This is a genomic window from Bacillus sp. P4_E1, assembly GCF_056401715.1.
The window spans coordinates 1-21,364 of sequence record NZ_JBFUIV010000037.1 but is presented as its reverse complement, the minus strand read 5'-3'; the positions used below and the strand labels follow the sequence as shown (position 1 = coordinate 21,364).

Genomic DNA, 21,364 nt, shown 5'->3' with positions numbered 1-21,364 from the left:
ACATTTGCTTCAAGCCAATTATGTTCTTGTTGTGGATATCAAAACAAAGACGTTAAAAATCTAAACCTACGTAAATGGGACTGCCCTTCTTGTCTTACACACCATGATAGAGATATTAACGCAAGTATCAATCTAAAGAATGAAGCGATAAGGCTTCTAACCGCAAGGACTGTGGAGCTAGCCTAATAAATTAGAGTTCGATAGAACTCTTTACTTAGGAATCCCCCTCTTCTAAACGAAGTGAAAGTGGGGGTAGTTCAAAATGAGGCTACACTGAATATTATATAAATGTAGATATAAGACACTTCACTACACTAAAAATATATCCAGAAGTACTTTCCTCCTCATATGGTTAAAAGTACAACAGATAGGCTCTTATGCTATTACACATAAGAGCCTATCTGACTAGTATTATAAACAACTATTTATATAAAAGTCTTTCATACTAAATAAAAGATATCTCTACAATTATTCTGGGAAAATGAAACTAGAGTTCCCTTCACTATTAGCGGAATCCTCTTTTGGGAATGTAATAGTAGATCCTTCATTTCCTTTATTTATTTCTTGTTCCTCAGGAAATACAATGGAAGAATCATTACTTAAGTTTGGTGAAAAACCAAGTTTAGATAAAATGGCTTTTAAGTCAGGTAAAACACCAATTTTATCAGAAGTTGGATCATTAGATTTCGTTCCAGTACTAGAATCACTTAAAATATCCCTTAGCTGGCTCGGTGTATATACTTTCCCCTGACTATTTTTTGCAATTCCTTGAATTGATGCAGCAGCACCAGCAATAATAGGTGATGCACTAGACGTTCCGCTAAAGCTAGATGTATATAGATTTGTCATAAATTCACTTGGTTTTGCATCTGTTGTGTCTACTGCATTTCCCCATCCATAAACATCCACTCTACTACCGTAATTAGAGAAATATGAACGTTTATGAGGGACCCTTGCAGAAGCTGCTCCAACCATAATTGCCCCTGAATCTTTAAAATCAGGACTATTACGATTTAAAATTTGTTTACCATTACGGTCTTTAAATTGATCCAAATCATTTCCGCCGTTTGCACCAGCTTCAATAATAATGATTCCCTTATTTGCTCCCATACGAATTGCATCAAATATATCCGGTTTTACTTCTACAGGAAGATAGTTCTTATCTCCATATCCATCGTAAGTTGCTTGAGCTTCTAATAAAAGGATATCCCCAGCTTGCATATTGTTAACTGCACTTAATATAGCATCAGCTGTATTATACCTTCCGTTATCCCTAATCTGAGATACAACCTTTACCTTAGCTTTTGGTGCAATCCCAATTCCACCTATGTTATTATCCTCTGCAGAAACAATCCCTAAAACCGAGGTACCATGATCATGGTGTTCACTCTTATTCTGTCCGGATATCAATTCGATATTCTGATTCACTAAATCTTCATGAGTAAATAACCAGCCATACTCCATATCTACAAAAGTTGTTCCTTTTCCATCTCCACCTTTTATACTCCAGGCATAAGGTGCATTGATTCCTAATGGTGCTGGTTCAAGGTAACCTTGCCTTGTAAGTCTAGGCTCATCATATGGATTAACAGATAAATTTGGTAAACGCTCTTCTGGTGGCGCTTCTTCTTCCTGTAGATATGCCGTTTCAACAAGAGATGATTTCTCAAATTTTACAAGTAATGCTTGTACATCAATATCAACTTGGGTTTCTACAATATAATAGTTTAGCAAATTAGAAGAAATATGATCGGAGTCTTTTATTTCTTTACCTAAATTTTTAATTTCTGTAGGATTTAAAGAACTAAAAAGTCGATTTATAGTTATATTTGGGTATTCGGCTAAAATTTTAATTAATTCAGGGTCTTGTTTTTCTTCTTTAATAAATTTTTCTATCCCATCCTGATATGGTAAATTTGCTTCATTTTTAAATTTCAAAATTAATTGTTTAGTAACTTGCTTATGTACAGTAGAGTTCAATTGCTTATTTGAATAATTGTAAGTAGCTGCGTAGGCAACTTCTGATTTTTCACTTGGAAGTATACCACCTACCCCATTAAATGCTGTTAACGCAATTGAAGAAACTAGAATTCCCTTAAAAATTTTCAAACCGTGCACCTCTTTTAATTTATATATGATTATAAAAAACTATAGATTACCTAACTTCTTTTTTATACAAGCGTCTTATATTTAGGGTTATATTTTCAACTCCATTCATTTTTTTATATTCACTTATATATCATTAATACAACTAGTTCATACCATCAAATCTATTACTTTAGTTACATTACTGTAACCAGTATAGTTACAACTATAATAAATAGTCAACCTTATTTTTTATGCAATTTCGCATTTTAAAGAGTGTATACTTCTATCAACTTACTCCTAATTATTTTAATTTGAGTCTTATTCTCCTCATATTAAACCGATCTCTTATTTAAGTATAAAACCTTTACATTTTAAGAGAAGTTGGGATTCTATCATTTTAAGTAATTGCATATATGTAATTAAAGGCATATAAGGGGGATTGAAAAATGGTAATTTCAAGACAAGATTCCTGGACTAACGATAACGATTCACTTCTCGCAACAATAGTACTTCAAAATATTCGTGACGGTGGAACACAGTTAGCTGCATTTAAAGCAGTTGCTAAACAATTGGCTAGGACACCTGCAGCTTGCGGATTTCGTTGGAACTCATACGTACGAAAACAATACGAAGAAGAAATACAACAGGCGAAACAAAATCGAAAATCTGGAAACAACAAGTCCCCCATCCAACAAACAAAAGAAACAAAATCTTTATCTATGACATTAGATGACATTATTATCTTTCTACAAAATTATAAAGAAGTGAATGAAGTGAACAATTTACAACAGCAAATTGAATATTTAACGGCAGAGAATAAATCCCTTCTCCAACGGTTAACTACATACGAAGAAGAGTATCGTATGTTACTTAACCATATCGATAAGGCAAGAAATCTGATTGTAGTCGACTAAGAAGAATCAAATTAATTTTTATCATATTAAAACCGTAGCCTGTCAAAATTACTATGTATGAATTAATTTCAATACATTATAAATGATAATAAGTAAAGCGCACGTTTATTGTTAATAAACGTGCGCTTTACTTAAGTCATAAAATAGAAATTTTTTTCAACTCGATAACACTTTTAAAATTAAGATGTTTGTTTTATAGGTATCTGTTTGCTTCTATTCTCAACAAGTTTATCTAATAATAAGTAAACAAATCCAGACATAACACATCCCACACCTAAGATTGTAAATAATATATGCCCTAGAAGATGCTCCAGTAATAAACCGCCTAAAAGAGGCCCTAATATATTACCTGTAATCCACTGCAGATTAGCGGCTCCCATATAAGTACCCCTCAAATGTTCTGGAGCTAAATTAGCAACGAAAGTCATTTGGACAGGTGACATAATCATTTCTCCTAAAGTATAAACTGTATAAGCTATTAATAATGAAACTAAAATAACTAAATCGTTTGTGTTTATTACTTGAAACCACTTTGGTAACCATCCTATTGCCAAAAGACCAATACCAAAAAGAATTGCGCCATATAGCATTGATTTCCCAATCGATTTGTGAGTTAACCATTTTGAAATGGGAAATTGAAAAAAAACAACTAATAGGCCATTTAACGTCATTAAATATGGAAATGGATTACTATTTCCAAAAATCATTGTCTTCTCATTACTAAAATGAAGCGGTAACATACCTTCCGATTGCGAAAATCCCATAAATATAATGATTCCTGTAACTATATAGAAAAGTAATATCCTATCCCTTATAACAACTCTTAATGTGGATCTTATTGAATTTTCAGGTGTTTCTTCATGTATCATGACATTTTTAGGTTTTGTTTCCTTTAAAAACAGTACCATTAATATTGTATAAAACAGCATGGTTCCAGAAGTAATCAAAAAGATGACATCTTTTGATACAACTACAACTGCTGCGCCAATTATAGGACCTATCGCTGCTCCTATATTATGAGCCATTCTAAGTAATCCATATGCCTCAGTTCTTTTTTCTGGTTCTGTTACATCCGTAACCATTGCAGATGCGGCTGGTTCAAAAAAAGAGTTACATAACCCTAAACCGATAGATAAGATTGCATATGCTATAAAACCATCTATGACCAAAAAAAACAGCATTAATAACCCATTACTAGCCATAGAGAGTACCATAGTTGGTTTCCGGCCATAAGTATCTGCTATATGTCCTCCAATTAACGAGCCTATACTTGCTGCAATTGGAGATAAAGCTATAATCACACCTACCTCAAGCAAAGAATCCACTTTATCCTTTAAATATAATGCGAAAAATGGCATTAACATCATCATTGCAATACCATTTAAAGCTTCTCCAATAAAGCGAATCCATACATTAAGGTCCATCCCCTTGAACTCTTTCCTTGTACTTCTCATATATACCTCACCTATGCTCACTGTATATTTTTTATTACGTAAAGAGCTTTATAACACTTTTACCAAAATCTAAATTTAGCAAAATAAGCTACCAATTCATAAAAATACTTATCTTTTGATAAAATAATATAAACTCGTACCAATAATCTCCAGTGCATCTTGCATACGTTGAGCCGAGATGTTCTCTAAAACGGTATCTTGAGGTGTATGGAAAACCCTTTCAACATGATAAATAAGAGGATCCCAACTCTCTACATCCATCCATATAAATAAAGCAGAGGGAATTCCAGCTTGGTTAAATGGTACATGATCACTAGAATCAAACTTTCCAGTTAACACAACCGATTTCCTCAATTCTTTACTAGTAGCTACAGCAGTATTTGTTACTTCATTTTGAGAGCCATCTAACGTCATTGCATATAAATCCTTAGCCTGATGATAACTTGTTGCAATCATATCTGCATTAAACACTCCTCGAATACGTGTTTTGTCTTTAGCAGATAACTGATTAACATAATGATAAGCTCCTAAAGATTCATTTTCTTCCGCTCCAAAAGCAATAAATTGAATTTCTTTATTAGTCTCTATATCCTTAAAATTGTAAGCCAACTCTAATAAAAGCCCTACTCCAGAAGCATTATCGTTTGCTCCAGGTGCCCCAATAACACTATCATAATGAGCACTCATTATTGTTACTTCCTCATCACCTGTCGTATGTTTAGGCTTTTTTTTCGCAATAACATTTGATGAGCGTAAATTTACTTCTTGCTTTGCCTTTAAACTGACTACATTGTGATTATGTAATAACTTTTCTTTCATTCTAATCCCCTGATTATAGGCAAGCCCAAATACAGGTATCGATTGTTTCTTTTTTAAAACTGGATTAAAAGCTTCTCCATAGTTCCCTCTATCCCCAATCGTACTATATAACAACACACCCTTTGCTCCCTTTATCGCTACATGCTCAACCTGTTCATTATATTTTTCAATAGTATCGGCTTGTTCTAATAATACTATCTTCCCCTGGATCGACTCAGATAAACTATTAATATTGGTTTCTTTTCCTATAAAAACTACCGAGCCAACCACTGGATTTGTAGATATAAATGCATTAGATGCTGCCCCAACCTGCCAATCTTTTTCCCCATACATACTAAAAGAAATACTTCCAATATATTGATCAGGTACAGGGAATGCTTGATACTCAACCTCATATCCTAATTTCTGCAATGTATCTCCAATGTATTTAGCTGCTCTATGTTCTTGCATAGTCCCACTTGGCCGTGGACCAATTTTTTCAGAAAGAAAACGTATATGCTCAATGGCACGATTAGCACGAACTTGTTCTGTCACAGGAGAATACAGATTATTATTAACCATAGCATTTACTTTTACTGGTTCTCCATATGGATTACTAAAAAAGAAAAGAAATAGAATTCCAAAACTTACAATGTTTTTTGGGGTAATAGTTAATTTTTTCATTTGTCCTCCCTTTTATTAGGAAACATTAATAGTAAAACCTTCCCTCCTAACATACTTATTTAGAAGAAAAGGTTCATTAAAATCATCTCTAACTCAAATTACTTGTTATGATATTAAAGCAGTAACTCTTTTTATATCTTTAAAAAATTCGAGTTTGCTTGTATGCCAGTAATATTCTTTTGGAACCAATTAAGAGTCTCCCATGATTTCACTCTATTTGTGTAATCAGTCTCCTGTACTTCGAATACAATTCCTATATTTCTACTTGAAACTTGATTATTTACTTTTAATAAAGTTTCATGTAATAAATTTTCGTTAATAGAACCATTAGTCGGACTTTCTCCCTCAAAGCAGCGTACCTCACTATAAGGAATCGTCAAATGTTTAAAAGAACTAAAATGTAAATGTTTGATATGATCCATTAAATTTATATACTTATGAAAGTCTTTATACTCAATTTCCTCTTGTCTTAATAATTTAGAAATACCTAGACGTGTAAGATAAGTGATAGACCAATGGCATATATCCCACGTTATTCCAACATTAGATAAATCTAAATTTACCAAGTCATTAAAATCTTCTGGGTATACAAATATAGGATCAAAGTCATCACCTAAGTTTCCAATGATGGGTAAGTTTTCAACACCTATCCATATATTGGTTCCTTTTATTTCCTCATCTATCATTTTAAAGAACTCTATAATTCTTTTTCTATTATCAATAAGATTATACTTTTGAAATTCTGCTATGTTCATAAATTGATTAGCATGAACTGTTATACCTGCTGCGTTATATTTTATAGCAAGATTAATAAACTCATATAACTGTTTTTTTATAAATTCACTATTTAAATAGTCTGCATTATCAGTTGGAAAATGCAAGGTTAATAAAGATGGATTAAGTGTTTGAACAAAAGAAAGTACATCTGAAAACTTTGTTGTATATGACTTATCATGTAAAGATTCTCCATCAAAAATATTTGCTTCTAATCCATAACCTTGTTCAACCCATTTTAAATCTATTTGTTTGCTATCTAATCCAAAGAATGGTACCTGCGGTATTAACATATTCTCTTCACCTACCATGTTCCTCTTACTAACATAAATGCCTCAGCCGCTTTATATCCTGACTTTGCTCCCCATACAAAAGCATTGTGCTTCATTGCTTCTATTGAACGTGGGTGAGGAAATTCCCTTAACTCCGATTCATAATGTTTCATCGCATTTAATTTCGTCTCCAAATGTTCTTCAATATTTACGAAATAATTAGGAAGAAACTTATCTTTCTCATTATAATTCCACTCAGTAGAAGATAAGGTTTCATATGCAAACACCCATTTAATATTACTATTTGGTAGAGGTCGTGTAGCTGTCATCACTGCTCTATAAACAACAGTATGATCGATATTTATATCTCCGCCATATTGAGTATAAATAATCGTAGGATTTATTTTATTAATGTGCTCTTCAATTTCTTTTACAACATCTAGTAATGGCAATGTATCAAGACGATTATCAGGAAAATCTAACCTCACAAAACTTGTTACACCAAGTGTAGTACATGCCCCCTCCGTTTCTTTATAAGACAGGCTCTTAACCTCTAAATCTAGTTCTCTGTATTCTTTAGATCTCGAAGATTTCCCCTCTGCAAGGATTACAACATGTACATCATCACCTTGTTCCACGTGTTTTGCTATTGTTCCACCAACACCAATAATTTCATCATCCGGATGTGCAGCAAATACAAGTACATTCATATGATTTTAAACTCCTTTAATAAATTTTTCTGTTTCCTCTGGACCACAATTTAATAAAACATCTAGCATAGATAAATGCGGTATAAACTCTCCAAATAACTGTGGGTAAGAATACTCTCTTATCCTTTGGTATATGATTTCTATATTTTCATGCTCAAAATCACTTTCTATTAAATAATCTTGACCTAAACTTCCAGAATAATAAGTATTGGCATTAAACTTTTGACAAAGCTCTAATACAAAATCACTTTTTTTCCCTGTAATCCCCTCTAGCTCTGATGCATAATATAATTCCGTATCAATATTTAATTCTTGAATAATAAAATGAATAAAGTTCATATTCATACTATTTAGATTATCCCATTTTTCTGAATAAAAATTTTCTAGATAATCCTTGTATACATTGAAATAGGGCGCATTAGAGTAATTAATTCTTATTGTCTTCCAATGCTTTCGCTCCCAATCTTGTGTATTGTCTATCTTTAACTTATTCAATGGGATTTCTTTATAATTTTTCATTTGCATCGGAACCGTTAACCAGGATACTCCTTGGGAAGTTTTAATACGATTTCTATTTAAAAAACCTTTCTTTTCAAATTGTGCTATATCATGAAATACAAACACATCCGATTTATGAATTTTTTCAAAAAAACCATACCAAGGTAAATAACTTGGTTGGTGGCCACTAATAATCATAGTTTAAATCCTCTCTTTTAAACAAAAACATTTTTTCAAAACTGCTCCCCAGTATATCTTTGGTCTAGCAATTCCTTTATTATGCGAATATCCTAAATCCGCATACTTTAATTTATTATGAATTGCTAATTCAAACGCATCATTTAGTAGCAAATATGAAGATTGTGTATTTTTCCCTTTGATATTATTAATATTAATCCAGTAATATAAAACTTGTTTATCCATTATAAATATACTGGAACTAATTAGTTCTTCTTCTAAGAATGCTCCTAAGAAAAGGATTCTTTCTTTTAAATTAATAAATAAACAATAAAAAAACTCTCTACTAAATGAATAACTCGCCCCTATACTGTTATTATGTTCCTGATATAAATTGTAAAATTCATCTAATTCTTCTAAAGCTATAGGCCGAATTTCAACATTCTGTTTACGTGCATATCTAACACTTGTCCTAGCTTTTCCTGAACACGATGTCCACAAATCCTCAAAATTATTTGGTAGATCTAACATATAAGTTTCTTTATACTCCCATTTTTCATCACTATAACTTTGAAAAGGATTTATTGTTATAGGTAATAAAAGTTTTTGAATTTTATTTTCAAACTTCCTATTTATTATCGATTCATAAAATGCAAAATCTATTTTATCTTGGCCAATGATTACAGGGCCTCCATAACCAATTAAACTTCCCAGCACCCTACCATCCTGTACATATATAGGAGATAAAACTACTGTATCCCTTGTTTTAATTAATACTGGAAAAAATTGAACACCAGGTAATAATTCCATTAATTTTCCCCATTCATAACAATGGAATACAGAACCATTATATTCTTCCATACAAGCATCCCAATATTGGGCATCAGTACATATTTCGATTTCCATATAATCACCTTTTACTTCTTTTTCTCTAAATATATTAGAATTTGACTACATATATACTTAAGGTCTTTTTTCCTTAACGGATATTTAAAAGGTATTGATAATACTCTTGACCATAAAAATTCTATATTTTCTGACTCAGTGGCGTACTTGGAAAAGATAGGGATTTCACTTAGAGGTAGATAATTCCAACAAGTTTGTATTCCTTTTCCAGCCAAATATACGGAACATTCATATCTATCAGATGGTTCTTTGAAAATAATAGTGAAATAGTTCAAATATACATTCTGAGCTGAAAATATAATCTTTACCCCGTACTTTTCTTCAATTGATTGCAGCATCGTATAACACAAACTAGCATTATATATATTAATTTCTAAAATCTTTTTCATTCTCTTTAAGTGTCTATCAATTAGCAATGAACGTAATGTGGACATTGTTTTTGGATATATAACTTCCGTTTCCTCTGGCAAAGAATCCAATTTGCTATCATTATAGGAAGGAAGAATTCCTAACTTTCCCCAATAATCAGTAAATAAACTCAGTAGCCTACTCTTCTTAATTCTTAAAGCTAATTGCGTTTTCAGGTGGTTTTTATAATCTAAAAACACTTCTTCCTTCTTTTCTTCTTCCATGTCACACAAGTCATTTACCGTATAATTAAGAAGTAACGCTCCTCCCCCTATACTCGGGATGGGTTTAGTTCCCCCAAAACTTAAAATTCCAATGTCACCTAAACTACCAATTGATTTTTCGTTTTGATAAGAGAACATTGCTTGTGCTGCATCATCAATTATATAAATATCATTGTCTCTGGCCCAATTAATAACCTCTAAATCTTCATGACATCCATAGACATGTGTAAGAATAATTGCTCTTGTATTTTCATTTGAATATTTTTTTATTTTATTAAGAGAAAGTGAGTAATCAGTAGTCAAATCAATTAATACAGGTTTTGCTCCTACTGTTAATACAGCCTCTATTACATTAGGACAATTAAAATTTGATAAAATTACTTCATCCTCTTTTTTTATGTTTAGATACTTTAACCCTGCTACTAATGCCGACGAACCACTATTAGTTAATATAATTTCGGAATTAGGGTAGAGAGTTTGTAAACTCTCTTTTAGATTAGAATGATTGGATCTATATATACTTTTCAAAAAATATATATGATCAAATACACTCCAAAAAGAAGGATATATTGGATACTTAATTTTTTTAGGATTTTTAGGATATAGATACTGTGTTTCCATATTTCTCCTCTATTATTTTCTCTAATCCTCTATTTAATGAAATAACCGGCTGATAGTTTAATAATAATTGAGCCTTCTCTATTGAAGGTATTCTTCTGAATATTTCAATATTAGAATCTCTTACTCCCTCATCCCCTAAATTAAGAAATTCAATTTCACTTTTGTTTCCCATTAACTCATTGATTTTCCCCGCTAATTCCTCCATAGATATAGGCTTGTTATTTCCTATATTAAAATCTGCAAAATTCTCTCTTTCATATTCAAATGCTAATATCGTTCCGTTAACAATATCGCTAATATAACTAAAGCATCTAATTTGCTGCCCGTCCCCATAAATAGTCATATTTTCGCCGTTATGAGCTTGTTTTAAAAACTTAGAAATCACAAAGTTTTCATTTTGTTGTGAACCGTATACATTAAAATAACGTACCACTCTGACTTTAAAACTATTATTAGCATATTCTTTCAAAAAATCTTCTGACATTAATTTAGCTTTTCCATAAGCTGATTTGGGAATTTTGACATCATTTTCTTTAAACGGAACACTCACACCATCCCCATACACCTCAGAACTAGAAGAAAATAATAACTTACCTATTCCATTTTCTATACAAACTTCTACAATATTTTTCGTGCCTTCAAAATTCACCCTTACTACATCTTCTTCATTTGAACGACAATTATCAACACCTACTAATGCAGCTAAATGTATGACCCCATCCACATTAATAAGCTTTTCTCTTAATGTCGCAATATCTAAGATATCAATTTCTTCAAAAGGAACATCAATACTTGGTTTAAATTTATCAAATATAATTACTTCATAACCTCTTGCTATTAACTCCTTTGTAACATGTTTACCAATAAATCCACCGCCACCAATAACTCCTATCTTCATAAATATTTACCTCCCTACCTTTAATTGGTATAAACTTTTTAAAGACGTAACGATATGTTCAACCTCATTTTCTGTAAGTGCACTATACAATGGTAATGAAATAATTTGATCAAATACTTCTTCTGTTTTGGGTAAATGTACATTAAATCTCTCTTGATAATATGGATGCATATGAACGGGAATAAAGTGAACACTCAGCCCAATATTTCTCTTTTTCATTTCTTGAATCATCTGATCTCTACTGATAGGAGAATTAGGATTAATCTTTATAACAAATAAATGCCATGCATGTTTTATACTTGGATTGTTTACATAGTTTGGTAATGTTATATACTCTTGGATTTCTTTTAATTCCTTTTGGTATATTTCCGCTATTCTCCTCCGTTTTTCAATCATTTCATCAGCTCTTTTTAACTGACTAATCCCTAAGCTAGCTTGCAGATCCATCATGTTATACTTAAATCCAGGTAATAGAACATCATAACGCCAACTTCCTTTTTCGCCATAACGATTCCATGCATTCTTGGTGATGCCATGCCAACCATATAATCTAGCTTTTTCAGCAATCTCCTCATTTTTAGTGACTAACGCTCCACCTTCACCTGTTGTTATATTTTTAGTAGCATAAAAACTAAAACAAATAATATCTCCATGTGTACCAATCAAAGTATTATCATATTTAGTTCCTAATGCATGAGCCGCATCCTCTATCAGAAATAGCCCGTGTTCTTTACATATCTTTTGAAGTTCTTGTAATTTGGCTGGGTATCCAGCAAAATGAACTGCAATAATGGCCTTAGTTTTTTTCGTGATTTTTCTTTTAACATCATGGAGGTCAAGACATAAATCCTCTTCATCTATGTCTACAAATACTGGTTTTGCACCTACATGCATAATAACGTTTACACTTGAACAAAAAGTAAAACTTGGAACTATTACTTCATCTTCTAATCCAATCCCCAAAGACAATAACGCTAAATGTAACGCCGCAGTCCCTGAATTACAACTTACTACATGTTCAGTATTTAGATAATCTTTTAAATTACCTTCAAACTCTATCACTTTTGGCCCCTTTGAAAGCCATCCAGACTTAAGAGCACGAATAACTCCCTCAACATCTTCATCATTTATTTCTGGTCGATAAAAAGGAATAAATTCTACCATATAATCACCTACAAACATATAATATTTTTTTTATATATTGACTCATCTTTAAATATGTTTCTTGTATCTAAAATTAAGCAATTTGCCTCATTGAGCAAATTAAAATTAATACAATCATGATCCGTATGAACAATAATTAAATGATATTTATTTAATGCATTCATAGTTAAATCGATAGATTTTTTCACATTATGATTGTCCACAATTAGCTCCTCAATAAATGGATCATGGTAATCAACGTTATACCCTTCTAGCATTAAACCATTCATAATATCCAAAGCTGACGATTCTCTAGCATCGTTAACATTTTTCTTATATGCTACGCCAATCATAAGAACATTCTTTCTATCTTCATCTTGTAGTAACTGTAATGCCCTTTTAATAATATAATTTGGCATGTTTTCGTTAATCTCTTGTGCTACATCAATCATTCTTGTTGCCAAATCTTTATTATTTGCAATCCACTTAAAATATATAGGATCAATTGGAATACAATGTCCTCCTACACCAGGACCTGGATAGAATTTTTGAAATCCAAACGGCTTAGTCCCAGAGGCATCAATTACTTCCCAAATATTAATGTTTAATTCATTACATATTTGTGTCATTTCATTAATAAAAGCAATATTTATAAAACGGTAAGTGTTTTCTAATAACTTCGCTGTCTCTGCCACTTCTGGACTACTAACCTTATGAATCCCCTTAATTAGGTTACTATAAAAGGCTGCAGCACAATCTGTACAATTAGGCGTAACTCCACCTACAATTTTAATAATATCTTGGATTGAAAATGACTTATTCGCAGGGTCAATCCTCTCTGGAGAGTATGCTACAAAAATATCTGTACCAATTTCAAAATTAGTTTCATGTTCTAATTTATATAAAATCTCTTCTCTTGTTGTACCTGGATAAGTAGTACTTTCTAGAATAATTAATGTACCCTTTCTAATGTATTTGACTAATTCATTAACTGCTGAATGAATATATGTTAAATCTGGTTGTTTACTATCTTTTTCTAAAGGAGTAGGAACACATATAACAACAACATCACATTCATTTATATAATTCATTTCTGTACTAATAAAAAATCTATTTGTATGTAAAGCGTCTTGAATTTCAGTATCCTGAATATCACTGATATAACTTGTTCCACATTCTAATTTTTCTATTTTAGTGAGGTTTTTATCGAATCCTCTTACCGTATAACCTACTTCTAAACATTTAAGAGCCGATGGTAGTCCAACATATCCTAGACCAATATACCCAATACACGCACTTTTATTTACAATTTTTTCAACTAATGTTTTTTTAATTTCATTATTTAATACAGTGACCATTACTTATCACTTCCCTAGAAATTTGATATTAAAATTCTTACCAGTAAAAGATAATTGCGCGTTATGAAAGCCCATAGATGTACGTAAATGATTGAATAATGAAACAAACTAAATTATTAACACTATCATTCCTCCTCATTAGTTGCACATTTAGATTTATAAAAATGATCTAGAATTTCGATGTATTTTATATATCTATAATATTCACATGTTACTTTATGGGATTCAATCATTTTTTTCCTTATTTTTACTTTCTCAATGTAGAATAAATTTTATTTTTATAAAAATATTAATCTAAAAAAACTATATTCTTATATCGTTAAAACAACATAATACTTGTTATAGCTGCATTTATTAAGAACCTCCCTCAAAAAAGAAAGAATTTCCTCTCTTTTAATTCGAAAAATATAACTCATCAATTTGTTAATAAGAGTATTAACTTATTATTAACTGTAATAATTTTTACTGTTTTTACTTTTTATTGAAATTATTAGAAAAACATCTATCTGAATAATAAAAACATTTTGAAACATTTTGAAATTAAAACTATAAAAGATATACCTTTTCTAAATATAAAGTTGCATTAAAAGAATTTACAATTCGATTCCAGCCGTCTCACATACTTCATTTTTTTAATGAAGGGTTAAGGTTTACATTATTCAAAATAAAAAATCGTAACATCTCATCAATCAACTGAGAGTTACGATTTTTGATATATGATTACTTTTTAATTTTTTTATAAATATTGCGTTAACCTAATCATATCTATACATTGAATACCGTTTTCATATATTTCCTCTTCATAATTGCGTAAGAAAAAATCCCTATCCACATTTGTTATTCTAAACCCACATTTTTGATAAAGGCCTAATTGCATTAAGCTAGAATTTCCCGTCCCTATTTCTATGGTTTTATATTTCTCTTTTTTAGCATAGTCTATAGCAAACCCAAGCAAATATTTCCCATACCCTTTTCCCTGTTCTTTTTCAGAAACTGCTATATTTATAATTTCAATTGTTTCAGGACGAGTAGGAATTAAAATCATAATACCTACAGTAATAGCATCCTTTTTCAAAACAAAACAGTCCCCTTGTTTAAGGTATCCATTAACTACTTCTGGTGAAGGATCAGCTAGTAATAATAACTCCATTTCTTCTTTACCAATGTTTGTACTTTTTTCAATACTAATTTCATCCCAATTATTTAATTTCATTTTCAATACTCCCCCTTTTAACTACTATATTAAATGAATTCATTCTCACAAGACAATATCAACAGTCATTTTAAAATGCAGTAGGTGGTTTCTATCATCTATTATTCTAAATAAAATACACATACATAATGTATGTGTATTTTCATTTTCTCTATTTCTAAGAGTAGTTTTTAGTCTACATTACATTTTTTCTAGTATTTCTTGTCTCTCACACCATTTCGTTAACTTTTCTAATGCTTTTTTAGACAAGCGTTTTGTTTTATAATTACAAAATCTAGACAGCGTAGATGGCGAAATACTAACTTCATCTGCTATTTCACGAATACTTACATTTTTTTCATTATGCACTTTCAGTATTTGATCCCGAATTTTCTTCTCTCTTTGTTCGACTGGTTCCACAGTCTCCCTAACCTCTTCAACAACTGTTACTACAGGTAATTGCTCTTGTGGTTCCTCTATAAATTTCTTTCCTATTCCACTATCCATTGACTGTAGCATTTCCTCAGGTGGTAAAATAGTTATCCCTAAGTTAGCGTAATAATTTTTAAACCAGTTACGTTTCCCAATTTGTTGTTCATCAAGCGGGTCACTATACTCCCAATGAGAGATTACTTTTTCATTTTCTAAATCCATTAAAACATTCTCTAGCTGTTCTCTAATACGATTCGGCTTCCAATCTTTTGGAATATCCATTACTGCTAGTAGCCCCTTGTCCCCTCCTATAGAATAGGGCTTTTTCAATGATGAATACATTTGTCTAATTCTCCATTGCCATGTCAAGTATCGAATTAACCTTTTATGATATTTATGTCTATAACTATTGTATTCAAGGGCCTTTTTAGACAATAATGCTGTTGTATTATTTGATCCGTATAAATAATTCGTTAAAAAACTACCTGGCTTAATACGACAAGATTCAATCCCCATATATTCGTTTGTAACACTATGTCTCCACAATACAACCGAATCTAAAACAAATAACCTTTTAATAACCTCACGCTTTAATTCTACTCGTTCTCCTTCGTCATCACGATCGTTTAGTACTACGACCTCATTATCATCATTTAAATAGATAAAAATACTTGCTAAAGCCGCAATCCTCTTTGCTATTTTAATTTTATCTTCCGCTCGATAATATTCTTTATTTTTGACGACTGTCTTTGGAATATTGCACATCTCTAAAACTTGCTCATATGAAAAATCAATGAATTCATCTGGAGATTTTGCCTCATTTATCCACTGTATTGTAATTGCATCTAAACAGTCTGCCGTTAAATCATCCATATTACTCATTACATCATCAACAAGGGTATTCCATCGAGCTGATTCTTCAGTGTTTGTAAGTCTTAAATCCTCGTCTTTGTGTGAAGAAAGTTGAGCTACACCATTAGAAGACTTCGTTTCAATGGGATACTGTAAGACTTTACTTTTTTCATCTTCTTCAAATTGATTCTTTGCAATTCCATCTCTTAATTTATAGTAAACAGCAGAATTATTTACCTCGTAATAATCCTCATGGTTCACTGTATTTAGCTTATCTGCATTTTGATCATTTTCTAATATTATGGAATTTGAAGGTGCTACATCTTGAAATTCTTTTTCTATAAATCCTTCAATTTCTTTATATATTTCTTCCTTATAAGAATCAATTTTTGCATAAATTTGTACTAATGTAACTCCGGACTCTTGCTTTTTCTCTAACCAAGATACTAATGCAGTAAATGATGGAGAAGCATAGGGTGAGGTTAGTACTTTATTATTATTGTTTTTAACATCTTTAAAGTATGCATTCCATTTATTCCATAATGGCTCATTCTTTTTATAAATTGGCTCAGAGATTAGCAATGCATCTCGGAACATTTGTAATAAGTTATCCACTTTATATTCCTCCCTAAACCATGGATCACAACAAAGTAGTTTTCATCATAAAAATCTTTACTACTATTATATTTAATTTATTGTAACAGATAATTAAAAGGTTTTGCTGTTTCTTCTCCTTAATTCTACAACCTGCAACGTGTTTGCTCTTTCTTTTCCCTATTCCTCTTTACTTGCATTCCTTTTGCGCTTTTCTTTCCTTAACCCTACAACTTGCAACATGTTTGCTCTTTCTTTTCCCTATTCCTCTTTACTTGCATTCCTTTTGCGCTTTTCTTTCCTTAACTCTACAACTTGCAACATGTTTGCTCTTTCTTTTCCCTATTCCTCTTTACTTGCATTCCTTTTGCGCTTTTCTTTCCTTAACTCTACAACTTGCAACACGTTTGCTCTTTCTTTTCCCTATTCCTCTTTACTTGCATTCCTTTTGCGCTTTTCTTTCCTTAACTCTACAACTTGCAACACGTTTACTCTTTCTTTTCCCTATTCCTCTTTACTTGCATTCCTTTTGCGCTTTTCTTTCCTTAACTCTACAACTTGCAACACGTTTGCGGTATCCTTACCCTACTTCGTCCAACTTGCAACAGTACAATCTTTTCTCAACCTAATACATTACACACAAAATCGTTCTAGTTTAAAATTTTTAAGTGTGTTTTTTATATTTACAACAAGTTATACAAATAAAACGCAACATATTTACGGTATCCTTCCCCTAACTTTTTTGGCATTTTCACTCGAATCTCTTATATATCAAGGGATTAGATGTTTTTTACTTATTCATTTACATATAACTCAACTTGCAACACGTTTGCGGTATCCTTACCCTTATTTTTTCATAAGATGCAACACTGTTTGCGGTATCCTTACCCTATCGCGATTCATAAAACTCTAATAAAACCTATCATATCGACGATAATCGGTATAATTTACGGTTAATAGGCGTACTTCTTAACTTGCAACATGTTTGCGGTATCCTTACCCTTATTTTTTTGGCATTTCCACTTAAATCCCTTATATATCAAGGGGTTAGGTGTTTCTTTACTTATTCATTTACATATAATTCAACTTGCAACACGTTTGCGGTATCCTTAACACAAAAAAAATCAGTAGAATTCTCCAATCCCTTGATACACTTGCCTTTAGAGGCTGTTGCAAGTTGCTATTTTTCTTCTTAAAGGAGCACCTTTCACCATTTTTCGATTTGCTATAATCATAATTGGTATATTTTATAGTCTTTTAGCATATATTTCTGAATTTGTAGAACGGAGGTGAAAAAGATGGGGAAATCATTTATTATTCAAAATCAGCGTAGCTTAAATGGTGAAACAACAAATGCAGTTTTAGTAACACTAAAGTCTTGGCAAAAGTTTGTAGAAGCATTTGAAAAGAAGTACTACAGCTATAAAGATACATATTTAGAAGATATTCTGCAGCACATGACATACGAAGAACGTATTTCGGATGTAGAAGGCTTTGTCGAACAAGCTAAACCATCTTTTTCACGTCGTGCAATGTCTGCACTTGCAGAGAAAACAGGAAGAAAACATAAATTATATGGTATTACGAATGCAGATCTTGAAGTGTTCTTATATCTACATAAGAAATGTTATACAAATGGTGTCATTCCAAATGTAACGATACATATGATGTGGGAAGATTACAAGCAATATAAAGAAGAATTTGCTCATATCCAGCACTCACAATTCTATATCGCTCTAAAGAAATTAAGCATACATAACATAATCGCTATCGAAAATGGCGTAGATGGCCGCTATACAATCAAACTTACTCATTTTATGAATGAAGAAACAGAAAAGACAAATCCATACGTATATATTAGTCCTGTTGTATTTACAAAGGCTTTCTTTAAGCTATCTGTAGCAGCTAAGAAACTATTCTTAGACATTGCTATGCAACAACATACAGAAACAACGTTAAAGCGTTCTTTGGACAAGCAGGATGAAAGAGGTAACAAAACTCACTTTGGTGGGATGTATCGTTTCTTACATAAAAAATATCCGCACCAGATCCGTGCGGTTATCGAAGAATTAACAACTGCATTACCGTGTACGGAGAATCCCCTATTCAAAATTTGCAAAATGCAAAAAGGTGTAAAGCATACAAAGCGATATACAACCTTATATCTATCTATCCATTCGGACTTCTTATGTACGAAAGAATCCGGAGAAGAGCAACACAGGGATCCATTTACACCAAAAGCTACCTATGCTCGTAAAGCGAAATTTATTGAATCAGTCCTACAAGAAATGAATATCGGTGAACTTTCTTCAGACATGAATAAATTCATTCATGTTTTAAAGCATACTTGTCATCGTCAAATTCGTGGTGTGATTCGTGGACTTCGTGACATGGTTGATCGAAAAGAAGGATATCCAACGAAAATTGTATATACATTGAAAAAACTATTGCATCAAACATCTCAATATCAAATTCTTGATACAGCAGCAAAAGAAGGTATCTATCCTCTTATTGCACAGCATATACCAAAAGAGAGAAATAGTGACCGCGAACAAGCTGTCTTTAATTTTGGTCTACATTATTCAATGTACTCTCTTCATAGCATTAAGAAGATGTTTAAAAATGTGCATGCACTACTCAAGCAGAAGTTTGCAGTACCAGTGACTGAAGAATCTTATCACCGTAATTACCTAAAATACCAGGAAGAAACGTTATTTAGAAAATATGCATATGATCAGGGAGTGAATCTCCATGCATATATCGCTTTAGAAATTGAAATGCGTGAAAAATTAAAAGTTCGTGGCCATAAAGAACGCACGATTCCAAGTGATGTACGTGAATGGTTTATCGAAGCAATTGATAAACTACCACAAGAAAAACTTCGTGTAATTGAGCTGCCAAAGCAATTTAATTTACTAGAGTTTATGCGTACCTTTGAACACTTAATACGTGCTGGTGCAACAATAACAGCTCCAGATCAGGTGCTAAGCGCAATGGAAATAAAATAATAGTAACAAGCTCTCTATTTTTGAAAAAATCGAAAGTAGAGGGCTATTCGTGTTTGTTTTATTAGTAACCCTTTTCTAATACTCTATTTATAAATACCAAATCAGAAGGACTTCATGTAAAATGGAGTCTTTTTTTATGCACTTCTATACAAATTCTCTTCTATCTATACATAACTCTCCACATAACACTAGGGAGTATTCTTCTTCTGAAGTAAAACCTATCCTACTATACCTACAAAAAATCGGAAGGAAAATTATAAAAAACAGTGGATATGAGGAAAAATATGATCAAATGTGAATAATATTTTCCCAATAGCCTTGAAAATACTAGTGCCGTTCCATCCATCTAATAAAAATCATCAATAATAGTGTGGATTATGTGTAAATACTGAATAATGTTAACAAATAGCAGCTTTATCTGGACAAATTGTGGATATTTCTTCGATGAATACTACTCCATTTACCAAAATAATGAAAATCCGCCCTGTTTACATGGTTGAATAAATATAATGTAATCTGTATCAATTTCTTTCCGATTTCATGTAGAAACATATAATTTTCTTTATGCTTTTTTGTAGAATTGAAAGTCTATTAATCCTTGAATCTACGGAAACATTTTCTACAATTTATGATTTTTTATGCTCTTATATCAAATTTTCCCTTGTGGGAGTAAGTCTATTCCCTATTTTTGATAACCTATAAAAGTTTTATCTTTATTTCTTTTTAATATATAAGATATATATTTATAATAGATTTTAATATTACTAGTATGCCTGTTAATAAGATGTCAGACCTAATTGAAAATATTTGTAAATTCAGTTATAATAATGGTAATTAAACATATCATTACCCCACATACTAAAGGACAAACCTATATATCCCTAACAGGACTAGGTTTGTCCTTTTTTCATTATATTAAACAATTAATAATTGGAGGATTCAACATGGCTGCCTTAAAAGAGGTTCTGGTGCAAAAACTTCAGGACAATTGCAATAAATCTACAAATCTTGGACATACTGATACTACTAATCTAAAGAAGGTGCGTGATTGGTATGGAAAAGGAATATGTATTCAAATGGAAACATTATCAGCCTGATATTATTTTGTTAACGGTACAACCTCAGTTTTCGTGATTTAGTGGAAATGATGGAGGAACGGGGCTTATCCATTTCTCATACAACGATTATGCGTTGGGTTCATCAGTACGGTCCTGAATTGGACAAACGAATCCGACGTCACCTTAAACAAACAAATGACTCCTGGAGAGTCGATGAAACATATATCAAAGTAAAAGGTCAATGGATGTACCTGTATCGTGCTGTTGATTCAAAAGGAAATACAATCGATTTTTACCTAAG

17 protein-coding genes and 1 pseudogene are annotated in these 21,364 nt (G+C 31.7%); 5 read left to right on the top strand and 13 right to left on the bottom strand.

Going from position 1 to position 21,364, the window contains the following annotated elements; genetic code table 11:
- A partial coding sequence (locus AC1DS7_RS27740; protein ID WP_476999359.1) for a zinc ribbon domain-containing protein occupies nucleotides 1-186 on the top strand: 186 nt, incomplete at its 5' end.
- 282 nt (nucleotides 187-468) lie between these two features.
- Here AC1DS7_RS27740 and AC1DS7_RS27735 read toward each other — a convergent pair.
- A complete protein-coding gene (locus AC1DS7_RS27735; protein WP_012259917.1) occupies nucleotides 469-2,109 on the bottom strand; it encodes a S8 family peptidase in 1,641 nt (546 codons plus the stop codon).
- Nucleotides 2,110-2,534: 425 nt separating this feature from the next.
- On the opposite strand from AC1DS7_RS27735, the gene AC1DS7_RS27730 reads away from it, so the two are divergent.
- Nucleotides 2,535-3,002: an RsfA family transcriptional regulator gene (locus AC1DS7_RS27730; protein WP_215601347.1), complete on the top strand. Its 468-nt coding sequence runs from the start codon at nucleotides 2,535-2,537 to the stop codon at nucleotides 3,000-3,002.
- Nucleotides 3,003-3,181: 179 nt separating this feature from the next.
- Here the strand turns inward: AC1DS7_RS27730 and AC1DS7_RS27725 are convergent, their stop codons facing one another.
- From AC1DS7_RS27725 to AC1DS7_RS27670, 12 genes are all read right to left on the bottom strand, one after another.
- Nucleotides 3,182-4,456, bottom strand: a complete 1,275-nt coding sequence (locus AC1DS7_RS27725) for an MDR family MFS transporter (protein WP_476999358.1) — start codon at nucleotides 4,454-4,456, stop codon at nucleotides 3,182-3,184.
- A gap of 108 nt (nucleotides 4,457-4,564) precedes the next feature.
- The gene (locus tag AC1DS7_RS27720) at nucleotides 4,565-5,938 is read right to left on the bottom strand and encodes a M28 family peptidase (protein WP_002144288.1); all 1,374 of its coding nucleotides are present in this window, start codon (nucleotides 5,936-5,938) and stop codon (nucleotides 4,565-4,567) included.
- A 131-nt stretch (nucleotides 5,939-6,069) separates the two neighbouring features.
- Nucleotides 6,070-7,005 (bottom strand): apurinic/apyrimidinic endonuclease family protein, encoded by a 936-nt coding sequence (locus AC1DS7_RS27715; protein WP_201055276.1) that lies wholly within the window; start codon nucleotides 7,003-7,005, stop codon nucleotides 6,070-6,072.
- An 11-nt stretch (nucleotides 7,006-7,016) separates the two neighbouring features.
- The gene (locus AC1DS7_RS27710) at nucleotides 7,017-7,694 is read right to left on the bottom strand and encodes a PIG-L deacetylase family protein (RefSeq protein WP_016102741.1); all 678 of its coding nucleotides are present in this window, start codon (nucleotides 7,692-7,694) and stop codon (nucleotides 7,017-7,019) included.
- Nucleotides 7,695-7,700: 6 nt separating this feature from the next.
- A complete protein-coding gene (locus tag AC1DS7_RS27705; RefSeq protein WP_002204149.1) occupies nucleotides 7,701-8,390 on the bottom strand; it encodes a WbqC family protein in 690 nt (229 codons plus the stop codon).
- Between the two features lie 3 nt (nucleotides 8,391-8,393).
- Nucleotides 8,394-9,275 (bottom strand): peptidoglycan bridge formation glycyltransferase FemA/FemB family protein, encoded by an 882-nt coding sequence (locus tag AC1DS7_RS27700; protein WP_476999357.1) that lies wholly within the window; start codon nucleotides 9,273-9,275, stop codon nucleotides 8,394-8,396.
- 11 nt (nucleotides 9,276-9,286) lie between these two features.
- Nucleotides 9,287-10,528, bottom strand: a complete 1,242-nt coding sequence (locus AC1DS7_RS27695) for an aminotransferase class V-fold PLP-dependent enzyme (RefSeq protein ID WP_476999356.1) — start codon at nucleotides 10,526-10,528, stop codon at nucleotides 9,287-9,289.
- The gene (locus AC1DS7_RS27690) at nucleotides 10,503-11,426 is read right to left on the bottom strand and encodes an NAD-dependent epimerase/dehydratase family protein (protein ID WP_340780483.1); all 924 of its coding nucleotides are present in this window, start codon (nucleotides 11,424-11,426) and stop codon (nucleotides 10,503-10,505) included. Before AC1DS7_RS27690 ends, AC1DS7_RS27695 begins: the two co-directional genes overlap by 26 nt.
- 6 nt (nucleotides 11,427-11,432) lie before the next feature.
- The gene (locus tag AC1DS7_RS27685; protein ID WP_476999360.1) at nucleotides 11,433-12,590 is read right to left on the bottom strand and encodes a DegT/DnrJ/EryC1/StrS family aminotransferase; all 1,158 of its coding nucleotides are present in this window, start codon (nucleotides 12,588-12,590) and stop codon (nucleotides 11,433-11,435) included.
- A gap of 8 nt (nucleotides 12,591-12,598) precedes the next feature.
- A complete protein-coding gene (locus AC1DS7_RS27680; protein ID WP_476999355.1) occupies nucleotides 12,599-13,927 on the bottom strand; it encodes a nucleotide sugar dehydrogenase in 1,329 nt (442 codons plus the stop codon).
- A gap of 736 nt (nucleotides 13,928-14,663) precedes the next feature.
- Complete coding sequence (locus AC1DS7_RS27675) at nucleotides 14,664-15,140, bottom strand: GNAT family N-acetyltransferase (protein WP_012259905.1); 477 nt, start codon at nucleotides 15,138-15,140, stop codon at nucleotides 14,664-14,666.
- Nucleotides 15,141-15,320: 180 nt separating this feature from the next.
- Complete coding sequence (locus tag AC1DS7_RS27670; protein WP_215601351.1) at nucleotides 15,321-17,018, bottom strand: helix-turn-helix domain-containing protein; 1,698 nt, start codon at nucleotides 17,016-17,018, stop codon at nucleotides 15,321-15,323.
- A 1,277-nt stretch (nucleotides 17,019-18,295) separates the two neighbouring features.
- Between AC1DS7_RS27670 and AC1DS7_RS27665 the strand changes: the two genes are divergently transcribed.
- From AC1DS7_RS27665 to AC1DS7_RS27655, 3 genes and pseudogenes are all read left to right on the top strand, one after another.
- Nucleotides 18,296-20,005, top strand: coding sequence for a hypothetical protein (locus AC1DS7_RS27665; RefSeq protein WP_476999354.1), 1,710 nt, complete (start codon nucleotides 18,296-18,298; stop codon nucleotides 20,003-20,005).
- 944 nt (nucleotides 20,006-20,949) lie between these two features.
- Complete coding sequence (locus AC1DS7_RS27660) at nucleotides 20,950-21,102, top strand: hypothetical protein (RefSeq protein ID WP_193339773.1); 153 nt, start codon at nucleotides 20,950-20,952, stop codon at nucleotides 21,100-21,102.
- A pseudogene (locus tag AC1DS7_RS27655) lies at nucleotides 21,059-21,364 on the top strand (IS6 family transposase); the annotation flags it as partial. The gene AC1DS7_RS27660 and the pseudogene AC1DS7_RS27655, both read left to right, overlap by 44 nt.

Coding starts and splice junctions, on each gene's coding strand:
- AC1DS7_RS27730 (WP_215601347.1), top strand. CDS start 2,535: ATGGTAATTTCAAGACAAGATTCCTGGACTAACGATAACGATTCACTT.
- AC1DS7_RS27725 (WP_476999358.1), bottom strand. CDS start 4,456: ATGAGAAGTACAAGGAAAGAGTTCAAGGGGATGGACCTTAATGTATGG.
- AC1DS7_RS27720 (WP_002144288.1), bottom strand. CDS start 5,938: ATGAAAAAATTAACTATTACCCCAAAAAACATTGTAAGTTTTGGAATT.
- AC1DS7_RS27715 (WP_201055276.1), bottom strand. CDS start 7,005: ATGTTAATACCGCAGGTACCATTCTTTGGATTAGATAGCAAACAAATA.
- AC1DS7_RS27710 (WP_016102741.1), bottom strand. CDS start 7,694: ATGAATGTACTTGTATTTGCTGCACATCCGGATGATGAAATTATTGGT.
- AC1DS7_RS27705 (WP_002204149.1), bottom strand. CDS start 8,390: ATGATTATTAGTGGCCACCAACCAAGTTATTTACCTTGGTATGGTTTT.
- AC1DS7_RS27700 (WP_476999357.1), bottom strand. CDS start 9,275: ATGGAAATCGAAATATGTACTGATGCCCAATATTGGGATGCTTGTATG.
- AC1DS7_RS27695 (WP_476999356.1), bottom strand. CDS start 10,528: ATGGAAACACAGTATCTATATCCTAAAAATCCTAAAAAAATTAAGTAT.
- AC1DS7_RS27690 (WP_340780483.1), bottom strand. CDS start 11,426: ATGAAGATAGGAGTTATTGGTGGCGGTGGATTTATTGGTAAACATGTT.
- AC1DS7_RS27685 (WP_476999360.1), bottom strand. CDS start 12,590: ATGGTAGAATTTATTCCTTTTTATCGACCAGAAATAAATGATGAAGAT.
- AC1DS7_RS27680 (WP_476999355.1), bottom strand. CDS start 13,927: ATGGTCACTGTATTAAATAATGAAATTAAAAAAACATTAGTTGAAAAA.
- AC1DS7_RS27675 (WP_012259905.1), bottom strand. CDS start 15,140: ATGAAATTAAATAATTGGGATGAAATTAGTATTGAAAAAAGTACAAAC.
- AC1DS7_RS27665 (WP_476999354.1), top strand. CDS start 18,296: ATGGGGAAATCATTTATTATTCAAAATCAGCGTAGCTTAAATGGTGAA.
- AC1DS7_RS27660 (WP_193339773.1), top strand. CDS start 20,950: ATGGCTGCCTTAAAAGAGGTTCTGGTGCAAAAACTTCAGGACAATTGC.